Annotated in this window: 20 protein-coding genes; 8 read left to right on the forward strand and 12 right to left on the reverse strand. The window is 67.6% G+C overall.

What is annotated here, in order from left to right; all coding sequences use genetic code 11:
• Positions 1–6: 6 nt before the first annotated feature.
• The 7 genes from ABID41_RS13800 to ABID41_RS13830 are packed head-to-tail and all read right to left on the reverse strand — an operon-like array spanning position 7 to position 6,455.
• Positions 7–1,221, reverse strand: coding sequence for an aminotransferase class V-fold PLP-dependent enzyme (locus tag ABID41_RS13800; protein ID WP_331932084.1), 1,215 nt, complete (start codon positions 1,219–1,221; stop codon positions 7–9).
• Entirely contained in the window at positions 1,221–2,255 is a 1,035-nt protein-coding gene (gene sufD / locus ABID41_RS13805) for a Fe-S cluster assembly protein SufD (RefSeq protein WP_331932042.1), read from the reverse strand. Before sufD ends, ABID41_RS13800 begins: the two co-directional genes overlap by 1 nt.
• Positions 2,252–2,998 (reverse strand): Fe-S cluster assembly ATPase SufC, encoded by a 747-nt coding sequence (sufC, locus tag ABID41_RS13810; RefSeq protein ID WP_331932041.1) that lies wholly within the window; start codon positions 2,996–2,998, stop codon positions 2,252–2,254. Before sufC ends, sufD begins: the two co-directional genes overlap by 4 nt.
• Positions 2,998–3,372 carry a hypothetical protein gene (locus ABID41_RS13815; protein ID WP_331932040.1) on the reverse strand — a complete coding sequence of 125 codons (375 nt, stop codon included), beginning with the start codon at positions 3,370–3,372 and terminating at the stop codon, positions 2,998–3,000. Before ABID41_RS13815 ends, sufC begins: the two co-directional genes overlap by 1 nt.
• 26 nt (positions 3,373–3,398) lie before the next feature.
• Positions 3,399–4,868: a Fe-S cluster assembly protein SufB gene (gene sufB / locus ABID41_RS13820; protein ID WP_331932039.1), complete on the reverse strand. Its 1,470-nt coding sequence runs from the start codon at positions 4,866–4,868 to the stop codon at positions 3,399–3,401.
• A gap of 13 nt (positions 4,869–4,881) precedes the next feature.
• Positions 4,882–6,015, reverse strand: a complete 1,134-nt coding sequence (locus ABID41_RS13825; protein ID WP_354297871.1) for a cysteine desulfurase family protein — start codon at positions 6,013–6,015, stop codon at positions 4,882–4,884.
• Positions 6,012–6,455 (reverse strand): Rrf2 family transcriptional regulator, encoded by a 444-nt coding sequence (locus ABID41_RS13830; RefSeq protein ID WP_331932432.1) that lies wholly within the window; start codon positions 6,453–6,455, stop codon positions 6,012–6,014. Before ABID41_RS13830 ends, ABID41_RS13825 begins: the two co-directional genes overlap by 4 nt.
• A 180-nt stretch (positions 6,456–6,635) precedes the next feature.
• Here ABID41_RS13830 and ABID41_RS13835 point away from each other — a divergent pair, with 180 nt between their 5' ends.
• The 3 genes from ABID41_RS13835 (at position 6,636) to ABID41_RS13845 (ending at position 9,710) form a co-directional block, all read left to right on the forward strand.
• The gene (locus tag ABID41_RS13835) at positions 6,636–7,286 is read left to right on the forward strand and encodes an alpha/beta hydrolase (protein ID WP_331932433.1); all 651 of its coding nucleotides are present in this window, start codon (positions 6,636–6,638) and stop codon (positions 7,284–7,286) included.
• Positions 7,287–7,413: 127 nt separating this feature from the next.
• Positions 7,414–8,877, forward strand: a complete 1,464-nt coding sequence (locus ABID41_RS13840; RefSeq protein WP_331932434.1) for an oligosaccharide flippase family protein — start codon at positions 7,414–7,416, stop codon at positions 8,875–8,877.
• Positions 8,874–9,710 (forward strand): hypothetical protein, encoded by an 837-nt coding sequence (locus ABID41_RS13845; protein WP_331932435.1) that lies wholly within the window; start codon positions 8,874–8,876, stop codon positions 9,708–9,710. Before ABID41_RS13840 ends, ABID41_RS13845 begins: the two co-directional genes overlap by 4 nt.
• A 4-nt stretch (positions 9,711–9,714) precedes the next feature.
• On the opposite strand, the gene ABID41_RS13850 is transcribed toward ABID41_RS13845, so the two are convergent.
• Both ABID41_RS13850 and ABID41_RS13855 read right to left on the reverse strand, forming a co-directional pair.
• Positions 9,715–11,016 carry an amidohydrolase gene (locus ABID41_RS13850; RefSeq protein WP_331932436.1) on the reverse strand — a complete coding sequence of 434 codons (1,302 nt, stop codon included), beginning with the start codon at positions 11,014–11,016 and terminating at the stop codon, positions 9,715–9,717.
• 14 nt (positions 11,017–11,030) lie between these two features.
• Positions 11,031–12,143, reverse strand: a complete 1,113-nt coding sequence (locus tag ABID41_RS13855) for an anhydro-N-acetylmuramic acid kinase (RefSeq protein WP_354297872.1) — start codon at positions 12,141–12,143, stop codon at positions 11,031–11,033.
• A gap of 191 nt (positions 12,144–12,334) precedes the next feature.
• On the opposite strand from ABID41_RS13855, the gene tyrS reads away from it, so the two are divergent.
• The 5 genes from tyrS to ABID41_RS13880 all read left to right on the forward strand — a co-directional run bounded on the left by tyrS (position 12,335) and on the right by ABID41_RS13880 (position 16,444).
• A complete protein-coding gene (gene tyrS, locus ABID41_RS13860; RefSeq protein WP_354297873.1) occupies positions 12,335–13,645 on the forward strand; it encodes a tyrosine--tRNA ligase in 1,311 nt (436 codons plus the stop codon).
• Positions 13,646–13,655: 10 nt separating this feature from the next.
• A complete protein-coding gene (locus tag ABID41_RS13865) occupies positions 13,656–14,120 on the forward strand; it encodes a peroxiredoxin (RefSeq protein ID WP_331930447.1) in 465 nt (154 codons plus the stop codon).
• A 365-nt stretch (positions 14,121–14,485) separates the two neighbouring features.
• Positions 14,486–15,649 carry a M23 family metallopeptidase gene (locus tag ABID41_RS13870; RefSeq protein ID WP_331930449.1) on the forward strand — a complete coding sequence of 388 codons (1,164 nt, stop codon included), beginning with the start codon at positions 14,486–14,488 and terminating at the stop codon, positions 15,647–15,649.
• Positions 15,630–16,076, forward strand: coding sequence for a bactofilin family protein (locus ABID41_RS13875; protein ID WP_331930451.1), 447 nt, complete (start codon positions 15,630–15,632; stop codon positions 16,074–16,076). Before ABID41_RS13870 ends, ABID41_RS13875 begins: the two co-directional genes overlap by 20 nt.
• Entirely contained in the window at positions 16,076–16,444 is a 369-nt protein-coding gene (locus tag ABID41_RS13880) for a tRNA-binding protein (protein ID WP_331930453.1), read from the forward strand. Before ABID41_RS13875 ends, ABID41_RS13880 begins: the two co-directional genes overlap by 1 nt.
• Positions 16,445–16,446: 2 nt before the next feature.
• Here the strand turns inward: ABID41_RS13880 and ABID41_RS13885 are convergent, their stop codons facing one another.
• The 3 genes from ABID41_RS13885 to ABID41_RS13895 all read right to left on the reverse strand — a co-directional run bounded on the left by ABID41_RS13885 (position 16,447) and on the right by ABID41_RS13895 (position 20,971).
• The gene (locus ABID41_RS13885; RefSeq protein WP_331930455.1) at positions 16,447–17,154 is read right to left on the reverse strand and encodes a 2-phosphosulfolactate phosphatase; all 708 of its coding nucleotides are present in this window, start codon (positions 17,152–17,154) and stop codon (positions 16,447–16,449) included.
• Between the two features lie 252 nt (positions 17,155–17,406).
• A protein-coding gene (gene prfB, locus ABID41_RS13890; RefSeq protein WP_331930457.1) for a peptide chain release factor 2 occupies positions 17,407–18,529 on the reverse strand; the annotation gives its coding sequence in 2 pieces (ribosomal slippage) (positions 17,407–18,459 and positions 18,461–18,529; 1,122 coding nt in all).
• Between the two features lie 90 nt (positions 18,530–18,619).
• Positions 18,620–20,971: a penicillin-binding protein 1A gene (locus tag ABID41_RS13895; protein WP_414695940.1), complete on the reverse strand. Its 2,352-nt coding sequence runs from the start codon at positions 20,969–20,971 to the stop codon at positions 18,620–18,622.
• Positions 20,972–21,020 lie beyond the last annotated feature (49 nt).

Below are 21,020 nucleotides of genomic sequence, written 5' to 3' on the forward strand. Positions count from 1 at the left end.
TCATACTCAAGCGAAAAAGGCCTGGGTGCGGGTCAGCGCGTCGACGAAAGCGTCGGCCTCCCCTTCGGTGTTATATAGGGCGAAGGACGCCCGGGCGCTTGCGGTCAGGCCGAAACGCCGCATCAGCGGCTCGGCGCAATGGGTGCCGGCGCGGACCGCCACGCCATAGCGGTCGAGGATCTGGGCCACGTCATGGGCGTGAGCGCCGTCGACGGTGAAGGCCATGATCGCGCCCTTGCCTGGCGCCTCGCCGATGACTCGCAGCCAGTTGGCGCCCCTCAGGCCCTCGCGCACACGCGCATAGAGCCGCGCTTCGTGCTCTGCCGCCGCCTTTCGATCGATGCCGTTCAGCCACTCGACGGCTGCGCCGAGGCCGATGGCCTCGATGATCGGCGGCGTGCCGGCCTCGAACCGATGCGGCGGATCGGCGTAGGTGATCGCCTCCAGCCGCACTTCGCCGATCATCTCGCCGCCGCCCTGATAGGGCGGAAGGGCGGCCAGCGCCTGGCTCTTGCCGTACAGCACGCCGATCCCGGTCGGCCCGTAGAGCTTGTGGCCGGAGAAAACGTAGAAATCGACGTCGAGGGCCTTCACGTCCACTGGCTGATGGACGACGCCCTGGCAACCGTCGACCAGCACCTGGGCGCCGGCCGCGTGGGCGATGCGCGCGATCTCGGCGATCGGATTGATCGTCCCCAGCACATTGGACATCTGAGTGACCGCGACCATCCGGGTCCGCTCGGTCAGCAGGCCCGGCAACGCCGCCAGATCGAGCTGGCCATCTTCCAGCACCGGTACGAACTTCAGCACCGCGCCCAGCCGCTCGCGCAGAAAATGCCAAGGAACGATGTTGGCGTGGTGCTCCATCACGGTGAGCACGATCTCGTCGCCCGGCTTGATCGTCGCCCCTAGGCCCGAAGCCACCAGGTTCACCGCCTCTGTGCCGCCCTTGGTGAAGACGATCTCGTTCTCGCCGGCGTTGACGAACCGGGCGATCGACTTGCGAGCGGCCTCGTAGGCGTCGGTCGTCTCGTTGGCCAGGGTGTGCAAGCCCCGGTGGACGTTGGAATAGGAGCTTTCCATCACCGCGGTCATAGCGTCGATCACGGCCCGCGGCTTCTGGGCCGAGGCGGCGCTATCCAGATAGACCAGCGGCTTGCCGTTCACCTGCCGACTGAGGATCGGGAATTGGGCGCGAACGGCCTCGACGTCGAAGGCCATCATGAGAGCTCCAGCCGCTCGGCGGCCCAGGCTTCCGCAGCCTCGCGTACCGCCTCGTTCTCGATCCGCTCGATCACCTCGCCGACGAAAGCCTGGGTCAGCAGCGCCTTCGCGACTTCCGCCGGCATGCCCCGCTGCTCGGCATAGAACAGCGCATCCTCGTCCAGGGCGCCGATCGTGTTGCCGTGAGCGCACTGTACGTCATCGGCGAAGATCAGCAGTTCGGGCCTTGCGTCGACCTCGGCCTTGTCGGACAGGATCAGCGCATGGTGCCCCATCCGCGCGTCCGTGCGGTCCGCGCCCTCGGCGACCACGATCCGGCCTTGAAAGACGCCGCGCGACTGATCCCGCACCACGCCCTTGGTGAGCTGGATGGTCGCGCCGTCCACGGCCTGATGGTCCACGATGGTGGTCAGGTCGGAATTGCGCTGGCCGGCCAGCAGATAGGCGCCATCCAGCCGAAGCTTCGCGCCGGCGCCGGGGTGGGCCACGCGGGTCTCGATCCGCTGGCGCCGCGCGCCGTTCGTCAGGACCGTCTGGGCGAAGGAAGCCTCCGCCGCCAGCTCGACGCTCGCATCGACCACCGAGACGCCCTCGGCGCCGTCATCGGCCAGCACCACCCGCTCGACCCGCGCGCCCTTGGCCAGGCGGATATTGATCCGGGTGTTGGACAGATAGCCAGCGCCGGCGCCCTCGTAGCTTTCCACGAGAGTCAGTGTTCCGCCCTCGCCCACCGACACCCATAGCTCGGCGTTGTGCGCGCCGGCTTCGGCCGTCGACAGGAAACGCCACGCGACGAACCGCTCTTCGCCTGCCACGACCTCAAGATCGGTCGGGCCGCGCCCATTGACGACGCGGACCTCAGTGTCGACCCGCCCCGCGAGCGGGCTCGTCCAGGCCCACGCGCGCCCTTCCGGGGAGGCCGCCGGCACCTGACGGACCAGACCGCGCAGGTCCGTCCAACGCCAGTCCTCGTCCCGCTTGCCGGGCAGCAGGCTCGCGTCGCCGGAGGTGATCGCCTCAGCTACGTTCACGCCGCCCTCGCATACTTGTCGTAGCCTTCGCGCTCGAGCTCCAGCGCTAGTTCGGGTCCGCCGGAGGCGACGATGCGCCCCGCCGACAGCACGTGCACACGGTCGGGTTTGATGTAGTCCAGCAGCCGCTGATAGTGCGTGATAACCAGCATGGCGCGGTCCGGAGCCCGCATGGCGTTGACGCCTTCCGAAACAATCCGCAGGGCGTCGATGTCGAGACCGGAATCGGTTTCGTCGAGGATCAGAAACCGCGGCGAAAGCATCGCCATTTGAAAGATTTCCATCCGCTTCTTCTCACCACCGGAGAAGCCGACGTTCAGCGCGCGCTTAAGCATGTCGAAGTCGATCTTCAACGACGCGGCAGCCGCCTTGGCGAGCTTCAGGAATTCCGGCGCCGTCATCTCCGGCTCGCCGCGCGCCTTGCGCTGAGCGTTCATCGCGGTGCGGATGAAGGTCAAGGCCGGAACCCCCGGAATCTCCAGCGGATATTGGAAGGACAGGAACAGCCCCTTGGCCGCGCGTTCGGCAGGCTCCAGCGACAGCAGGTCCTGGCCGTCGAGGCTCGCGGTCCCGCCCGTCACTTCATAGCCTTCACGGCCGGTCAGCACGTAGGACAGCGTCGATTTGCCCGCGCCGTTCGGGCCCATGATGGCATGCACCTCGCCGGCCGGAACCTCCAGGCTCACACCCTTGAGGATCTCGTTGCCGTCGACTTCGGCGCGCAGGTTGGAAATCGAAAGCATCAGTTGGTCTCGTCGGCCAGGTATTCGGCCATCACTTGAAGGGCTTCTTCGACCGTGTTTACGGTCTGCTGCTTGCGCGGCGCGGCGGTGGCTGTCGTGGCGGTGCGCTTGTCGGCGGCCCGCACGCTGGTTCTCCCGGCCTCGAAATAGGCGTCGATCAGATAGTCCTCGTGGTTGAGGCTGACCGTGTATCGGCGGCGATCGAGGACCAGGCCCTTTTCCCGAAGGAATTGAGCATCCTCGGCCAGCAGGTCGTGGAGTTGTTCGGCCCGCGCCAGATCCTCCTCCTGCTGCTTTCGCTCGGCCTCTTCACGCGCGTGGCGGATCGCATCGCGGCGAGCGTGCTCGGCTTCGAAAGCGCGGCGGATGGACATTGAAGCGGTCCCTGCGGTTGCTTGGCTCATCCCACTGAGCCTTCGAGTGAAATGGCGACGAGCTTCTGGGCTTCCACGGCGAATTCCATGGGTAGCTCCTGCAGCACGTCCTTGACGAAGCCGTTGACCAGCAGTTGCACGGCCTCTTCCTCCGAAAGCCCACGCTGCATGGCGTAGAAGAGCTGGTCTTCGGACAGCTTGGTGGTGGTCGCCTCGTGCTCGAAGACGCAACTGCCGTTGCGCGCCTCGACGTAGGGCACGGTGTGCGCAGCGCAGGTCTTGCCGATCAGCAGGCTGTCGCACTGGGTGAAGTTGCGCGCCCCCTTCGCCTTCGGATGCGCCGAGACGAGGCCTCGATAGGTGTTCGACGACTTGCCCGCCGAAATCCCCTTCGAGATGATCCGCGAGCGGGTGCCCTCACCCAGGTGGATCATCTTGGTCCCAGTGTCGGCCTGCTGGCGGCCGTTGGTGATGGCGATCGAATAGAACTCGCCGACGCTCTCGGCGCCGCGCAGCACGCAGGACGGATACTTCCAGGTGATCGCCGAGCCGGTCTCGACCTGGGTCCACGAGACCTTTGAACGGTCCCCGCGGCAGTCCGCGCGCTTGGTGACGAAATTGTAGATGCCGCCCTTCCCGGTCTCGGGATCACCGGGATACCAGTTCTGGACGGTCGAGTATTTGATCTCGGCATCCTCCAGCGCCACCAGCTCGACCACGGCCGCGTGAAGCTGGTTCTCGTCGCGCATCGGCGCGGTGCAGCCTTCCAGATAGGAGACGTAGGCGCCCTTATCGGCGATGATCAGGGTGCGCTCGAACTGGCCGGAATTCTCCGCATTGATGCGGAAATAGGTCGAGAGCTCCATCGGGCAGCGCACGCCGGGCGGCACATAGACGAAGCTGCCGTCCGAGAAGACCGCCAAGTTCAGGCAGGCGTAGTAGTTGTCCGAAACCGGCACCACCGAGCTCAGGTATTTCTGCACCAGCTCGGGATGTTCGCGGATCGCCTCGCTCATCGAGCAGAAGATCACACCGGCCGCCGCCAGTTCCTTCTTGAAGGTGGTGACCACCGAGACGCTGTCGAACACCGCGTCGACCGCATAGCGCGGCGCGCCCTGGACACCGGCCAGCACCTCCTGCTCGCGCAGCGGGATGCCCAGCTTTTCGTAGGTCGCCAGGATGTCGGGGTCGACCTCTTCCAGGCTCTTGGGGCCTTCCTTGGCCTTGGGCGCGGCGTAGTAATAGGCGTCCTGGTAATCGATGCGCGGGAAGTGGACCTTGGCCCAGGTCGGCTCTTCCATGGCCTGCCAGCGCTCGAAGGCGTCCAGACGCCAGGCCAGCATCCATTCCGGCTCGTTCTTCTTGGCCGAGATGAAGCGCACGATCTCCGCCGACAGCCCCTTGGGCGCGAACTCCTGGTCGATCTCGGTGACGAAGCCGTGCTTGTACTTTTCGAGGCTTTCGATGTGTTCGACGGTCTGCTTGACAGCGGGCATACTGACTACCTCCTCACGCCGCGGGCGCGCGATGACGCGCGGCGTGACGGGAATGAACTTGTTCCCAGGCCTGCGCGAAGGCGGCCCAGTCCTCGGGAGTGGTGGCCCACCCACCGGAAATACGGATAGCGCAGCCGGCGAGATCGCCCAGCCCCATGGCCGTCAAGACATGGCTTGCCTTGACCTTGCCCGAAGAGCAGGCGGAGCCGGCGCTGATCATCACCCCGGCCAGGTCCAGGGCCATGACCTGCAGCTCCGAGCCCCAGTCCGGCGTCGCGACGCAAAGGGTGTTGGCCAGTCGCGGCGCATCCTCGCCGATCACCACGGCGCCGGCCGCTTTCAGCCGCTCGGCGGCGGCGTCGCGCCAGGCCGGGTCGATCTGGCGATCCTTCATGGCCGCAAGCGCCGCCGCCCCGAAGCCGGCGATGCCAGCGACGTTCTCCGTGCCCGCCCGGCGTCCGCGCTCCTGGCCGCCGCCATGTTGGCGGCGCACCATGGTCGCCCGCGGACCGAAGGTCAGCGCGCCAACGCCCTGCGGACCGCCAAGCTTATGGGCCGAGACCACCAGGGTGTCCGCGCCCAGGGCGCGGCTGTCGGTCATGATCTTTCCAGCCGTCTGGATCGCATCCACGTGCAGCCAACCGTCGTCGGCCCGCACGATCTCGGAGACTTGGCGCACCGGCTGGATCACGCCGGTTTCGTTGTTGGCGTGCATCAACGCGACGAACGGACGCCCATCGGCGGCGTCCCAGCGCGCCAGCCGCTCGGCCAACCAGGCCAGATCGGCCACGCCCTGCCGGTCCACCGGCAGGAACTCCACCTCGGCGCCGGAGGCCTTGGCGCTCTCCAGCACGCTGTCGTGTTCGATGGCGCTGACGATCAGACGCTTGGAACCGGTCGCGACCGCGCTCTCGACAGCCAGCGCATTGGCCTCGGTGCCGCCCGAGGTGAAGATCACCGTCGAGGCCGGCCCACCGATCAGCGCGGCGACCGCGTTACGCGCATCCTCGACGATCGCCCGCGCGGCCCGGCCGCGCGCGTGCACCGACGAGGGATTGCCGCCGATCTCGAAAGCCCGCGCGACCGCGCCGGCCGCTTCCGGCCGCACCGGCGCCGTAGCGTTATAATCGAGATAAACCCCGCTCACGCCGCCTCCCTGGACGCCAGGCGTCCTGCCACGAGGTCGGCCAGGGTCACCGAAGCCAGATAGCTCTCCAGGTGACGGCCCATCTCATCCCATAGGTCATGAGTGATGCACCGTTCGCCCTTGAGCATGCAGCCCTTGCCCTGGGTGCGGCAACGCGTCGCCCGCAAGGGCTCGTCTACGGCCAGCACGATGTCGGCGATGTTGGTTTCCGCGGCGTCCTTGGCAAGCAGGTAGCCGCCGCCCGGCCCACGCAGGCTGGTCACCAGGCCGCGACGGCGAAGGCGGGCGAAAAGCTGTTCGAGATAGGAGAGCGAAATCTGCTGGCGCTGGGCGATATCGGCCAGGGTCACCGCGCGATCGCCATCGGCCAGCGACGCCTGCCGGCGCGCAAGGTCGGCCATGGCCATCACCGCATAACGTCCCTTGGTCGAAAGGCGCATGTCGCTCCGCGAAACTCTCAGTCGCCAGATTGCTTTTTTTCGAGCATCTGCCGCGGTCCCTATGTTACAGGCCCCCGCTTGCACGGGGCTTGTCGCCGGAACCGGCCGACGGTCGCGATCTAGGAAGACCGAGCGCGTTAGTCAAGTATTCCTGACGCCGCGCCTGACGAGAGGAATGGCATGCCAGAAGTGGTTCTGACCGGCGCCGCCGGGCGGATCGAGGGCCGGTACACGCAGGGCAAGAGCCCGACGGCGCCCATCGCATTGATCCTGCACCCGCACCCCAAGGCCGGCGGCCAGATGAACCATCCGGTGGCGGTGCAGCTCTTCCACCTGTTCATGAAGCGCGGCTTCTCGACCCTGCGCTTCAATTTCCGCGGCGTCGGCCGCAGCCAGGGCGAATTCGACAGCGGCATCGGCGAACTGGCCGACGCGGCCACCGCCCTCGACTGGCTGCAGGCCACCAACCCGGCCGCATCGCAATGCTGGGTCGCCGGCTATTCCTTCGGCGCCTGGATCGGCATGCAGCTTCTGATGCGCCGTCCGGAAACCGACGGCTTCATCAGCGTCTCGCCGCCGACGAACATGTACGATTTCAGCTTCCTGGCGCCCTGCCCCGCCTCGGGCCTGATCCTGACCGGCGGCGCCGACACCGTGGTCCCGCCGGTTGAAGTTGAGCGCGTCGTCTCCAAGCTGCGCACCCAGAAGGGCATCGTGATCGACTACGAAGTCGTCGACGGCGCCAGCCACTTCTGGGCGGAGAACCTGCCCGACGTCGAGCAGCGCGTCGGCTCCTATCTCGACAAGCGTATCGAAGCCGATCCGATCTAGGATTGCACTGCGGCCGCCCATTTGTTGGGCGGCCGTTTCCAAACGCGGCCCCGCCGCGGTCCATGCTTGACCCGCGTCAACCTAAGACGCTTTGCTTGGCCCCTAGCCTCCGCTGGGAAGGCCGAGAATGTCGACGCGTCGTTCGCTTGTCTGGATGGCCGCCGCCCAGGCTGGCTATTTCGTGTTCCAGTTCGGCGGATCGGTCATTCTGGCCCGCCTGCTCAGCCCCCACGATATGGGCGTCTTCGCGATCGCTTTGGCCGTCGCCGGGCTGCTGGCGCTCATCCAGGCGTTCGGCCTCAGCAACCTGATCATTCGCGAGGCGGAGCTGAAGCCGGCGCTCGCGGCCACCGCCTTCACGATGAATGCGGTCCTCGGCCTCGTCATGGCCGCGCTCACTGTAGCGCTGGGGCTCTTCGGCGGCGCGCTGCTCAGTTCTACGGGCGTGGCCCAGGTGCTGCTGGTCCTGGCGGCCCTGCCGCTCATCTCCATCTTCGAGTTCCTGCCGGCCGCCAGACTCGAACGGGAAGGCGCTTTCCGCACCCTCGCCATGCTGAAGGCCGGACGCTCGGCCATCGCCATGGGCCTGACCGTCGCGCTCGCCTTCGCCGGCTACAGCTATATGAGCCTGGCCTGGGGCCAACTCGCCGGCGCCGGCTTCAATCTGCTCGCCCTGCACGCGGTCGCATGGCGCCACGCGAGCCTGCGCCTCTCGTTCCAGGATTGGCGCGCCGTGAGCCGCTTCGGCGGCCAGATGCTGGCCATCTCCGGGGTCAACAGCCTCGCCGACCGGCTGGCCGAGATCCTGCTCGGGCGCATCATCGACCTGGCGGCTCTGGGCCTCTACTCACGAGCGTCTTCGATGTTCAACCTGCTGTGGAACAACATCCACATCGTCCTGGCTCGGGTACTACTGGTGGATTTCGCCGATCTGGCACGGCGCGGCGTACCGTTCCGGGAGCGGTACCTTCGGGTCGTCGCGGTCATGACCGGGACACTCTGGCCGGCGTTCGGGGGCCTGGCGATCCTCTCGGGCCCGTTCATCAACCTGATCTACGGGCCCAACTGGCTCGGCGCGGCCCTGCCGCTCAGCATGCTGTCGATCGCCGCCATCATCCTGGTTTCGATCACTATGACCTGGCAGGTCTTCGTGGTTTCGGGCGAGACCTCACGCCAGGCCCGGATCGAGGTGGTCCGCTCAGGCTTCGGCCTCGCGCTCTTCTGCGCCGGCGCCTTCGTCAGCCTTTCGGCCGCCGCCGCAGCAAAGATCGGCGACGCGCTTTTTTCCTACACGCTCTACCGCCCGCACCTGCGCCGGATGACCGGGACCACCGGCGCCGACCTCAGACCGATCTATGTGAAAAGCGGCCTCGTCGCCGCCGTCGCCGTCACGCCCGCCGCAATCCTGATGATCGCCTATCGCGGAGCGGCCTCCACGCCCCTGCTCTATGTCGGCGCCTCGGTCGTCATCGGCCTCGTCCTCTGGCTGGGCGCCCTGCGCCTGACCCGCCACCCGCTCCAGGCGGAGATCGCAGTCACCGCCAGGAAGCTGCTTGGCGCGAGTCGCGGCGTGCTGAAGGCCGCCCCATGACGTTCGACGCGACTATCGGACCGCCCGACTTCTTCTCGTCCGAGCTGGGCCTGGCCCGCCAGTACAAGATCCGCTATCCGCGCCTGGCCCTGCTGCTCGACCGCGCCTACGACGCCGGCATGGCGGCCAGCGGAGTCGTGGGGCGCATCCGGCAAAACGCGGCGACGGCGACGGCCCGCCGCATCCTGATCGCCGGCGTGGAGTCCCCCAGCCGTCCCGGCGAGATGACCCGGGTGATCGCCGGCCTCACCTCGGCCAGGCACCAGATCGAAACCTCGATCGTCGCCATGGGCGACCGGGGCAAGTTCGCCAATGTAGAGGTCGCCATCGCCGCGGCCCCCTCACCACTCGCCAGCTACGATTGGCTCGTCATCGTCGATGACGACATCGACTTCGCGCCGACCTTCCTCGACGATTTCGTAGCCGCCAGCGAGGCCGCGGACCTGGCGATCGCCCAGCCAGCCCACAGGTTCGATTCCTACGCCAACTACCGCCTCACCCACCGCCGATGGGGCTCCATGGTGCGTCATACGCGCTTTGTGGAGATCGGACCGCTCACCGCCCTGCGGCGCGACACCTACGCTGACCTCGTCCCATTTCCAGCCTCGCGCTGGTGCTACGGGATCGACGTCTACTGGTCGGCGTTGGCCACGGCGCGCGGCTGGCGGATGGGCGTGGTCGACGGCGCCCCCATCCGCCACCTTCGGCCGGTGGCCACGGCCTACGACTCCGCCGGCGCGGTGGCCGAAGGTCGTGCGATGCTGGCGCGGCTCGGGGTCTCTCTGGACCGCGCCAGCGTTCTGGGGCCGGGGCGCATCGCCATCGGCTGGTAGCCGGTCAGCTCGCGCTCAGATAGTCCAACGCCATCAGCGCCTGGGCGCGCACGCCGGTCTCCATGGCCCGCTCATCCACGTCGAAGAACGGCGAGTGGTTGCCGCCCTTCGGATGGCCCACGCCCAGATGATAGAAGAAGCCCGGAATCTCCCGCTGGAAGTAGGAAAAGTCCTCCGCCCCCATGATGTAGTCGATGTCATCGTGGAACTGGCCCTGCGAGGCGCGGGCCAGGGTCGGCTTCATCTGCGCAGTCAGGGCGCGATTGTTGTCGGTCACCGGATTGGGCGTGCCCCACTCGATCTTACCGGTCGCGCCGTAGCGCTCCGAGATGGAGGCCACCGCCTTCTCGGCCCGCGCGATCACATCGGTCCGGATGCCCGGATCGAAGGTGCGCAGGGTGCCCGCCATCTCCATGTCCTCCGGAATGATGTTGTAGCGCATGCCGCCGTGCATGGTGGCGATGGTCAGCACCGTCGGGGTCTTGGAGACGTTGATCTGCCGCGAGGAGATCTGGTTGAAGGCGGTGACGATGTCGGCGGCGACCGACGACATGTCGATACCCTGCCAGGGCATGGAGCCATGCGCCTGTTTGCCCTTCAGCTTGATCTCGAACCGGTCGGAGGCGGCCATCATCGGGCCCGGCCGCCAGACCAGCGCGCCGACGTCGCCAGGGAAGGCGTGAAGGCCGAAGATCGCGTCGACCTTGGGGCTGGTCAGCACGCCTTCCTTCACCATCAGCGGCGCGCCGCCCTCCTCGCCCGCCGGCGGGCCTTCCTCGGCGGGCTGGAAGATGAACACCACCGTGCCCTGGATCTGGTCCTTCATCCCGGCCAGAACCTCGGCCGTCCCCATCAGGATGGCGACGTGGCTGTCGTGGCCGCAAGCGTGCATCACCGGCACGGTCTGGCCGTTGTACTGCGCCGTCACCTTCGAGGCGAACGGCAGGCCGGTCTGCTCGGCCACCGGCAGGGCGTCCATGTCGGCGCGCAGGGCGACGACCTTGCCAGGCTTGCCGCCCTTCAGGACGCCGACCACGCCGGTCTTGCCAACCCCGGTGCGGACTTCCATGCCCAGCTTGCGCAGGTGGTCGGCGACGATCTTGGCGGTCCGCACTTCGCTGTTCGAGAGTTCGGGATGCTCGTGGAAGTCCCGCCGCCAGGCGATGACCTTCGGTTGCAGGTCCTTGGCCTTGGCGAACACCGCCGCGTCATAGGGCTTGGGCGGCGGCGGCGCTTCCTGAGCCTGCGCCGTCCCCACCATCGCCACAGCCGCGGCGACGCCCGCCAGCCAAACCCGTTTCGACATGCTTGCTCCTGATGTTATCCGGCCGGCTGGGCGACGCGCCCGCCGGTCATGGGCGCAGCCACGCCCGTGGTCTTCGGAAAGGAAATCGGCAGCCCGCGCACCGTGCGCGCCGCCAGATAGGCGAAGGCCTCGGCCTCGATGGAGTCGCCGCGCCAGCCATGGTCTTCGGCCGTGGTCACCGGGACCGACAGGCGCTCGGCGAACGCCTGCATCATCACCGGATTGTGCCGGCCGCCGCCACAGACGACCAGTTCGGTCGGCGAGCCGCCCATCACCCCGAAGGCCAGCTTCACCGCCTCGGCCGTGAACGCCACCAGGGTCGCGGCCGCATCCTCCAGCCGCAACCGCTCCAGGGGCTCCAGCGAGAAATCGTAGCGGTCCAGCGACTTCGGCGGCGGCGCCTGGAAATAGGGATGGGCCAGCAGGCCGGTCAGCATCGTCTCGTCCACCTGGCCGACGCTGGCGTACTTGCCGTCGGGGTCGTATCGCCCCGCCCCGCGCGACTGCATCAGTTGGTCGATCATCCCGTTGCCGGGACCGGTGTCGAAGGCCGCGATATCCTCGCCGCCCGCCCAGAAGGTGATGTTCGCCACCCCGCCGACATTGAGGATCGCCAGCGGCGCGGCCATGCCGGCGGCCCTCGCCCGCGCCAGGTGGTAGATCGGCGCCAGCGGCGCGCCCTCGCCGCCCGCCGCCACGTCGGCCGTGCGGAAATCGTAGGCCACCGGCACGCCGGCCGCGTCGGCCAGCCTTTGGGCGTCGCCCAGTTGCACCGTCCGGCCTACTCGACCCTCCTGCGGCCGCTCATGCAGCACCGTCTGGCCGTGCATGCCCATCAGGTCGATATTGGCCCAGCCCAGCTTGTTCTGCGCCAGAAACCCTTCGGCGGCCTCGAAGTGCTCCTTGGCCACGGCCGCCGCCGCCGCCGCGAACACCTCCGGCTCGGGCGTTCCCCGCTCCCACTTCAGCGCCGCCTCCGTGGCCGCCAGGGCCAGCTCCCGGGTTTCCTCGGTCAGCTTGCGCTCTCCCGCCGGGCCGAAAGCCGTGATCGCGTCGCCGTCGGTCTCCAGGATCGCCATGTCGCAGGCGTCCAGGGATGTGCCGGTCATGAACCCCAGAACTCGCATGTCGGCTTGACTGCCACGCTATGCGCGCCGTAGCTAGGGGCCATGATCATCCGCGCCCCCCTCGCCGGCCGCTATTACCGCCTGCCCTGAAAGCAGGCGCGGAACGATCCCTTGCGCCACCCTCGTCTCGGTCGGCGCCGCTCCCCATCGCAAGGAACTGACGGTCTCCGGCCATATTTGGAGTCTGTCAGATGCCGTCCGAAGTGCTAGAGCCCGCAGTTCTTATCCCCGAGTCCAAGCCCATGTCCGCCGACCAGCCTTTTAAGTCCGCCCTGCTGAAGACTATGCAGGAGCGCGGCTACATCCATCAGATCACGCACCCGGCCGAGCTGGACAATGCGGCGACCTCCGGGATCGTCACCGGCTACATCGGCTTCGACGCCACCGCGCCCAGCCTGCACGTGGGCAGCCTGATCCAGATCATGATGCTGCGCCGGCTGCAGCAGGCGGGCCACAAGCCTATCGTGCTGATGGGCGGCGGCACCACCAAGGTCGGGGACCCGACCGACAAGGACCAGTCGCGCCCGCTGCTTACCGAAGAGCAGATCCAGTCGAACATCGCCTCGATCAAGACGGTGTTCGCCAAATTCCTGACCTTCGGCGACGGCCCGACCGACGCCATCATGGTCGACAACGACGAGTGGCTGTCCAAGTTCGGCTATGTCGAGTTCCTGCGCGACTACGGCGTGCACTTCACGGTCAACCGCATGCTGGCCTTCGAGAGCGTCAAGGCCCGGCTCGAACGCGAGCAGCCGATGACCTTCCTCGAGTTCAACTACATGCTGATGCAGTCGGTGGACTTCCTGGAGCTTGAGCGGAAATACGGCTGCGTCCTGCAGATGGGCGGCTCCGACCAATGGGGCAACATCGTCAACGGGGTGGAACTGATCCGCCGTGTCGACCAGAAACCGTCCTTCGGCCTCACCACGCCGCTGCTCTCGACGGCTTCCGGCCAGAAGATGGGCAAGACGGTCGGCGGCGCGGTCTGGCTCAACGCCGACATGCGCAGCCCCTACGACTACTGGCAGTTCTGGCGCAACACCGAGGACGCCGACGTCGGCCGCTTCATGCGCCTGTTCACCGACATGCCGCTCGATGAGATCGCCCGCTACGAGGCCATGCAGGGCGCCGACATCAATGAGGCCAAGAAGGTGCTGGCCGGCGAAGCCACCCGCATGCTGCACGGCGAGGAAGCCGCCGCGGCTGCGGCCGAGGCCGCGCGCATGGCCTTCGAGGTCGGGGCCGTCTCCGGCGACATGCCGACCCACGAGGTGCCGGCCGCCGATCTCGAAGCTGGGATCATGCTCGCCGCCCTCGTCCACGACGCCGGCCTCGCCGGCTCGCGCGGCGAAGCGCGACGCCTGGCCCAGGGCGGCGGCCTGCGGGTCAACGACAAGGCCGAGGCCGACGCCGGGCGCGCCGTCACCTCCGCCGACCTGGTCGACGGCGTGGTCAAGATCGCCGCTGGCAAGAAGAAGATCGTCCTGGTGAAGCCGGTATAGGAGACCTTCGATGTCCGCCCTTAGCGAAGGCGCCGCCGCGCCCGACTTCGAACTGACCGGCGCCTCCGGCCCGGTGAAGCTCGCCGACTTCGCCGGTAAGCCGCTGGTCGTCTACTTCTATCCGAAGGACGACACCTCCGGCTGCACCAAGGAGGCCCAGGAGTTCAGCGCCCTGGCGGCGGACTTCGCAAAAGCTGGCGTCGCCCTGCTCGGCGTCTCCAAGGACAGTGTCGCCAGCCACGCCAAGTTCACCGCCAAGTACGACCTGACCGTGCCGCTGGCCTCCGATCCGGAAGGCGCGATGATCGACGCCTACGGCTCCTGGGTCGAAAAGAACATGTATGGCCGCAAGTACATGGGCATCGAGCGTTCGACCTTCCTGATCGACGCCTCCGGCAAGCTCGCCCGTATCTGGCGCAAGGTGAAGGTCCCCGGCCACGCCGCAGAGGTCCTCAAGGCCGCCCAGGCGCTTTAAGATCCCGCTTCAGGGCGTCATCCCGGTTTCGGCCGCAGGCCGAAGACCGGGACCCATGAACACGGGATTTCTCAGAAATGGCTGGACCGCGCCAACCTGATCAGGCGCAGCGCGTATGGGTCCCGGTCTTGGTTCACAAACCGGGATGACACGTCTCGTTGTAGATTTGCCGCAGCGGCCCCTAATTTCGCCGCGAAACGCCCTCGCGCCGCATCATCACTTGGCGCCCGCTGACACCCTTTGTTAACCACGACCATAGAGACTTCTCGCCGCTCGGCGCGCCCTGAAAGCTGCGCCTAAAGCTTGCGCGCGCCTCCAATCTCATTGCATATCGCGGCGTCCCGCAGTTTTCCGTAACCGATACGGTGAGCATGACACGCTTTGCGCGCCTTCGCCGATCGCTCGAAGAGCTGTTCCCGGAACGCCACCTCTATGTGCGGTCCGGCGGCGAAATGCGCTCCTTCGTCCTCACCACGGGCCGTCAGATGGCCATCGCCGGCGGCGTTGCGGCGGGCGCGCTTTGGATGGGTATCAGCACCGCCTCGATGCTGGTCGGCGCGCTCTCGGCCTCCAGCCACGACCAGCAGCTCGCCCGCCTGCAGGCCAAGTCCGAACGCCTGGTCGCCGACCGCGAGGCGCGCCTCAACAGCGCCATGGTCCAGCTCAACCAGGCCGAAGGCGGCGTCGGGGCCCTCGCCAGCACGGTCGAACGCCGCCACGCGGCCCTGGCCATGCTCCTCACAGAGTTCAAAGGCGCCCCCGGCGCTCAGGCCGCGCTCGAGCCGACCATCGTCAAGGCGACCAGCACCTCGCCCGAGGTCAACCCTCTTCGCCGCATCGAGCTGGTCCGCGCCGGCCAGGAACGCCTCATCGACGCCGCCGACGACTACGCCAAGAGCCGCGGCGACCGCCTGCGCCTGGCCTTCCGTCTCGCCGGCCTCACCCCCTCCTCCTACCTACCCAAGACCGGCTCCCTGGGCGGCCCTCTGATCGAGACCAAGGATCCGCGCGCCTTGGCCGCCGTGCTCGACGTGGATGAGGACTTCGCCGAACGCATACAGCACGCCGCGACCAATCTTTCTGAGGCCGGCGCCCTGGCCGACGCCGCCGCCAGGCTGCCCTTCGCGCGCCCGACGACCGCGGCTCCGCAGACCAGCAGCTATGGCGTGCGCTTCGACCCCTTCACCCGCCGACCGGCCTTCCACTCCGGCCTCGACTTCGCCGGGTCTCCGAACACCCCGATCTATTCGACCGCGCCGGGCGTGGTTTCGTTCACCGGAGTCCGGTCGGGCTACGGCAACACTATCGAGATCGACCACGGCCGCGGCTTCAAGACCCGCTACGCCCACCTCCGGGCCATCGGCGTTCGCCCGGGTGAGAGGGTCACCGTCGGCTCCCGCATCGGCGGCATGGGTTCTACCGGCCGCTCGACCGGCCCGCACCTGCATTATGAAGTCTGGGTCAATGGACGCGCCCAGAACCCGTCGCGTTTTGTAAAGGCTGGCGATTATGTTCTCCAAGGCGGCTAAGGCCGGCAAATCTCCGGCCCCTTCCGCAACCGTCACCGCCGAGCGCAAGGCGCCTGTCGCCGCCTCGCTCGTCAGCCAGGCCGTCACCATCGAAGGCGGCGTCAGCGGCGAAGGCGACCTGCATGTCGACGGCGTGATCCGCGGCGATGTCCGCATCGACCGCCTTACCCTGGGCGACACCGGCCATGTGGAAGGCTCCATCGTCGCCGACACGGTCGATATCCGCGGCCGCGTGATCGGCTCGGTCGCCGCCAAGCAGGTGCGCCTCTACAGCACCGCCTATGTCGATGGCGACATCACCCACGAGCAGCTCTCGGTAGAAGCCGGCGCCTTCTTCCAGGGCCGCAGCCTGAAGTTTCAGCACCAGGCGCCCGCCGCCCTGGCCGCGCCCGAGCCAGAGGCCGCGCCGGAAGCACAGAGCGCCTGATGTCTCAGGGCAATGGCGTCGAACCCGCGGCCGAGCAGATCGTCTTCGACGATTTCGCCAAGGTGGACATCCGCGTCGGCGTGATCGTCTCGGCTGACCCCTTCCCCGAGGCCCGCAAGCCGGCCTACCGCCTGACGATCGATTTCGGGCCGGAGATCGGGCTGAAGAAGAGCTCGGCCCAGATCACCGACCATTATGGGCTGGATGACCTGCGCGGCAAATCGGTGATGGCCGTCATCAACTTTCCCCCGCGCCAGATCGGCCCGGTCCGCTCCGAAGTGCTGGTGCTTGGCTTCCCCGACGAGGCCGGCCGCATCGTCCTGGCTACGCCCGACAAGGCCGCGCCCAAGGGCGCCCGGCTGAAATAGCGTCAGGCTGCGTCCTCGTAGGCGCCGTTCCGCAGCACCGGCGCGCAATGGCTGACATCTAGTTCGGCGGCGATCTCCACGTCCAGTTCGTGCTCGCGTTCGACCAGCTCGCGGCCTGACCGGCACCACAGCAGCGTCTGCTTCAGGTGCGGCAGGGCGCTGCGGAAGGCGTCGCGCGCCGTCACCGCCTCCGGTTCGCCGTCGAACCCGATCGCCTCGACGATGGCCCCGGCGCCGATCAGGTCCTCGATGGCCGGACGCAGGGAACCGTCGGCCCACCGCTCGCCGGCCGGAATCACTGCGATGTCGCGCCCGTCCGCCAGGCTCAAGGCCTTGGCCGCCACCGCCTTGGCGTTGCGCAGGCATCCGGCGAGCACGCGCGCCTGTCCGCAGGCCAGGGACAGCAGCGATCCGTTCGGCGACGGCAGCAGCAGCCGCTCGCCCGGGTTCAGCTTCATCAGGCTCGCGGGCGACAGGCTGAGCTGCCCTCCGGCCCGCCGGCTGGCGGCCAGCCGCGCGCCGACCCTTGCGGCCTCGCTGCGCGCCGCGTCCTCGTCGCCATAGGGAAAGGGATGAACCCGCGCTTTGCGATGAGCCGCGACGTCCACCGCCGTTGAGAACGACAGCACATCGACGATCACCACCACCGCCGCGCGCTCGCGCAGCAACTCGATGCCGTTCAGCCCCCACTCGCAATGGACTTTCTGCATAGCGCGCCTCCGTCCCGGATCGAACGCCGATACGCGCGCGAATGCAAACTAGGCCGTAAAGGACTGCTTCGCGGCGGTCAGTCGTCCTTCTCCCTTGTGGGAGAAGGTGTCGACCGAAGGCTGACGGATGAGGGGTTTCGGGCCCATCCGACAAACCCTTGTACAGGCCGATAGTCCGCTTCCCCTCATCCGACCGCTGCGCGGGCCACCATCTCCCACAAGGGGAGAAGGCGTCAGGTGCGATGCCGCCCCTTAAGCCCCCGCCCCGTCCCGGGTCGAGCCGACCCGCTGAGCCAATGCCGCCCCCATGAACTCGTCCAGATCGCCGTCCAGCACGCCTTGCGTGTCGGAGGTCTCCACGTTGGTCCGCAGGTCTTTCACCATCTGGTACGGCTGCAGCACGTACGAGCGGATCTGGTGGCCCCAGCCGATGTCGGTCTTCTGGTCGTTTAGGGCCTGGGCTTCGGCTTCGCGCTTCTGCAACTCCAGTTCATAGAGGCGCGCGCGCAGCATCTTCCAGGCCTCGTCCCGGTTCTGGTGCTGAGAACGGCCCATCTGGCAGGCCACCACCACACCGGTCGGGATGTGCGTCAGGCGCACGGCCGAGTCCGTCTTGTTGATGTGCTGGCCGCCGGCGCCGGAGGCGCGATAGGTGTCGGTCCGCACATCGGAGGGGTTGATGTCGATCTCGATGGTGTCGTCCACCACCGGATAGACCCAGACCGAGGCGAAACTCGTATGGCGCTTGGCGGCGGCGTCGAACGGCGAGATGCGCACCAGGCGGTGGACGCCGGCTTCGCTCTTCAGCCAGCCATAGGCGTTCGGCCCCTTGATCTGCAGGGTCACCGACTTGATGCCGGCCTGTTCGCCCGCGGTCTCTTCGAGGAAGTCGACGCTCATCCCGTGGGCGCTGGCCCAGCGGGTGTACATGCGCATCAGCATCCCGGCCCAGTCGTTGGACTCGGTGCCGCCGGCGCCGGAATTGATTTCCATGAACGCGTCGTTGCTATCCGCCTCGCCCGACAGCAGGGCTTCCAGTTCAGCGCGAGCGGCGCGTTCCTTGATCGCCTTGAGCTGCTCGCGCGCCTCGTCGAGCGTGGCCTCGTCGTCTTCCTCGTCGGCCAGTTCGGCGTAACCGATGGCGTCGGCCAGGTCGCGTTCCAGCGACTGCACGGCCTCGACGGACGCGGCCAGCTTGGACCGCTCGCGAGTAATCGCCTGGGCGGCGGCCGCGTCGTCCCACAGGGTCGGATCTTCGACGCGGGCGTTCAGCTCATCGAGCTTTCTTAGGGCCGGTTCCCAGTCAAAGTCGCCTCCTGAGCAGTTCGATCGACTGCTCGATGTCGGCCTTCGAGGCCTCGACATCCGCTCTCATGGAAATCTCCAGGTCCAGAACCGTTCTGGGGTCGGGGCAGATAGCGCGCGCCGAGGACGATTACAATGGCGGCGCCCCCCAAGAGCGCCCTTAGTAGAGGCCGCTCATATCGTCCTTCTTCTTCGGCGCCGCCGCCGCGGCGGGCGCAGAGGGCGCCGGCGTCGTCAGCTTCCCGTCCGGCCAGACCTGGCTGTAGGGCATCGGTCCCGAGGGCAGGCCCACCGGCGCGGTCACCACCTTCGGTTCGGTGCCGGGACGGAAGGCTTCGCGAATGCCGCGGACGGTCGCGAACTTGGCGTTCTTGGGCGCCTTGAACTCGTCCTTCGGCAGGCCCTTGGTCGCCTCCTGCATGAACTCGATGAAGATCGGCACCGCCGCCGTCGTACCCGTCTCGCCGTCGCCCAGGCTGCGGTTGTCGTCGAAGCCGACGAACACGCCAGCCACGATCTGCGGGGTGAAGCCGACGAACCAGGCGCTGCGGTACTCGTTGGTGGTGCCGGTCTTGCCGCCCACCGGCCGACCCAGCACCGAGGCCGAGGTCGCCGTGCCGCGCTGGACGACCCCCTGCAGCATCGAGGTGATCTGGTAGGCGGTGATCGGGTCCATCACCTGCTCGCCGCCAGGCGGGATGCGCGGGCTCTCGTCGCCGTTAAAGCCGGCCTCGCAGCGCGGGCAGTCACGCTTGTCGGCGCGGAAGATGGTTTCGCCGTTGCGGTCCTGGACCAGTTCGATCAGGTGCGGATCGATCCGGCGTCCGCCGTTGACGAAGGCGGCGTAGGCCGCCGTCAGCTTGAACGGGGTCGTCTCTCCGGCCCCCAGCGCCATGGCCAGCACCCGGTCCATGCGGTTGACCACGCCCATCTTCACGGCCAGGTCGCTGATCTTCTTCATGCCCACGCCCTGGGCCAGGCGCACGGTCATGGCGTTGCGCGACAGCTCCAGGCCGCGCCGCAGGGTCAGCGCGCCGTAGTAGCGGCGGTTGTAGTTCTCGGGGGTCCAGGCCTGTCCGCCCGCGCCGCGCAGGGTGATCGCCGAGTCCATCACTACGCTCGAGGGCGTGTAGCCGTTCTCGAGCGCCGCGGCATAGACGATCGGCTTGAAGGCCGAGCCCGGCTGACGCATGGCCTGGGTCGCGCGGTTGAAGCTCGACAGCGAGAACGAATAGCCCCCGACCATCGCCAGCACCCGGCCGGAATAGGGCTCCATCGCCACCAGCGCGCCGTTCACCGCCGGCACCTGGCGCAGGCGGAAGCCGCCGCCGCTCTCCGCCGGCTCGACGAAGATCAGGTCGCCGGACCGCAGTCCCTTGCCCGCCCGCGCCCAGGCGACGTCCTGGCCGACAATCGAGCCGGTGGTCCCCTCGCCCGCCACGCGAACCCGGACATTGCCGCCGGAGACGTCGGTGATCAGGGCGGCGCGCCAGCCGCGGCGCTCCGAAGGCGGGCTCTTCTGCTTGGCCACGGCTTCCCAGCCGTCGGCCGTGTCCACATGGCCCCAGGCGCCGCGCCAACCGTGGCGGCGGTCGTATTGCTCCAGGCCGTTCATCAGCGCCACACGAGCTGCGGTCTGCAGCTTCGGGTCCAGCGTGGTGCGCATGTAATAGCCGCCTTCGTTCAGGCGCTGGCCCATGGTCGCCAGGCCGCGCCTGCGGACTTCCTCGACGAAGAAGTCGGCGTCGCGGTACTTGGCGCGCGTCGGGGCCTTCTGGACCTTCAGGTCCTCGCGCTTGGCCGCTTCTGCGTCCTCACGGCTCACCCAGCCCAGGTCGGCCATCTGGTCCAGCACCCAGTTGCGGCGGACGACGGCCTGCGCCTTGCGGCGGATCGGGTGATAGTTGTCCGGCCCCTTGGGCAGCGAGGCCAGATAGGCCGCCTCTGCCAGGCTGAGGTCGGTGATCGACTTGCCGAAATAGTTGTAGGCGGCGGCCCCGACCCCATAGGACCGATAGCCCAGCCAGATCTCGTTCAGATAGAGCTCGAGGATCTGTTCCTTGTTGAGCGTCTGTTCCAGGCGCCCGGCCAGGATCGCTTCCTTGAGCTTGCGCCCGACCGTCGCCTCGCTGGTCAGCAGCACGTTCTTGGCGACCTGCTGGGTGATGGTCGAGCCGCCCTCGAGGCGCCGACCGTTCGCCGCGTTCAGGACATTCTTGGCCATGGCCCGTGTCAGGCCCATGGCGTCCACGCCGCCGTGCGAGAAGAAGTTACGATCCTCGGCCGCCAGGAAAGCCTGCACCAGGTGCGGCGGCATGTTGTCGTACGGCACGTATATGCGCCGTTCGCGAGAAAACTCGCCGATAAGAACGCCATCCCATGCGTAGGCGCGGGTCGCCGTCGGTGGCCGATAGTCGGCCAGGTCGCCTGCATCGGGCATGTCGTGGAACAGCCAGGCGGCATAGATGGCGATGGCGAATCCGGCCAGCGCAATGGCGCTGAGCACGGTCACGCCGGCGATCGCGATCCATCTTCCTGGGGGATTCAAAACTGACCGACCT

It is taken from the genome of Phenylobacterium koreense (assembly GCF_040545335.1).
Taxonomy (GTDB): Bacteria; Pseudomonadota; Alphaproteobacteria; order Caulobacterales; family Caulobacteraceae; genus Phenylobacterium; species Phenylobacterium koreense.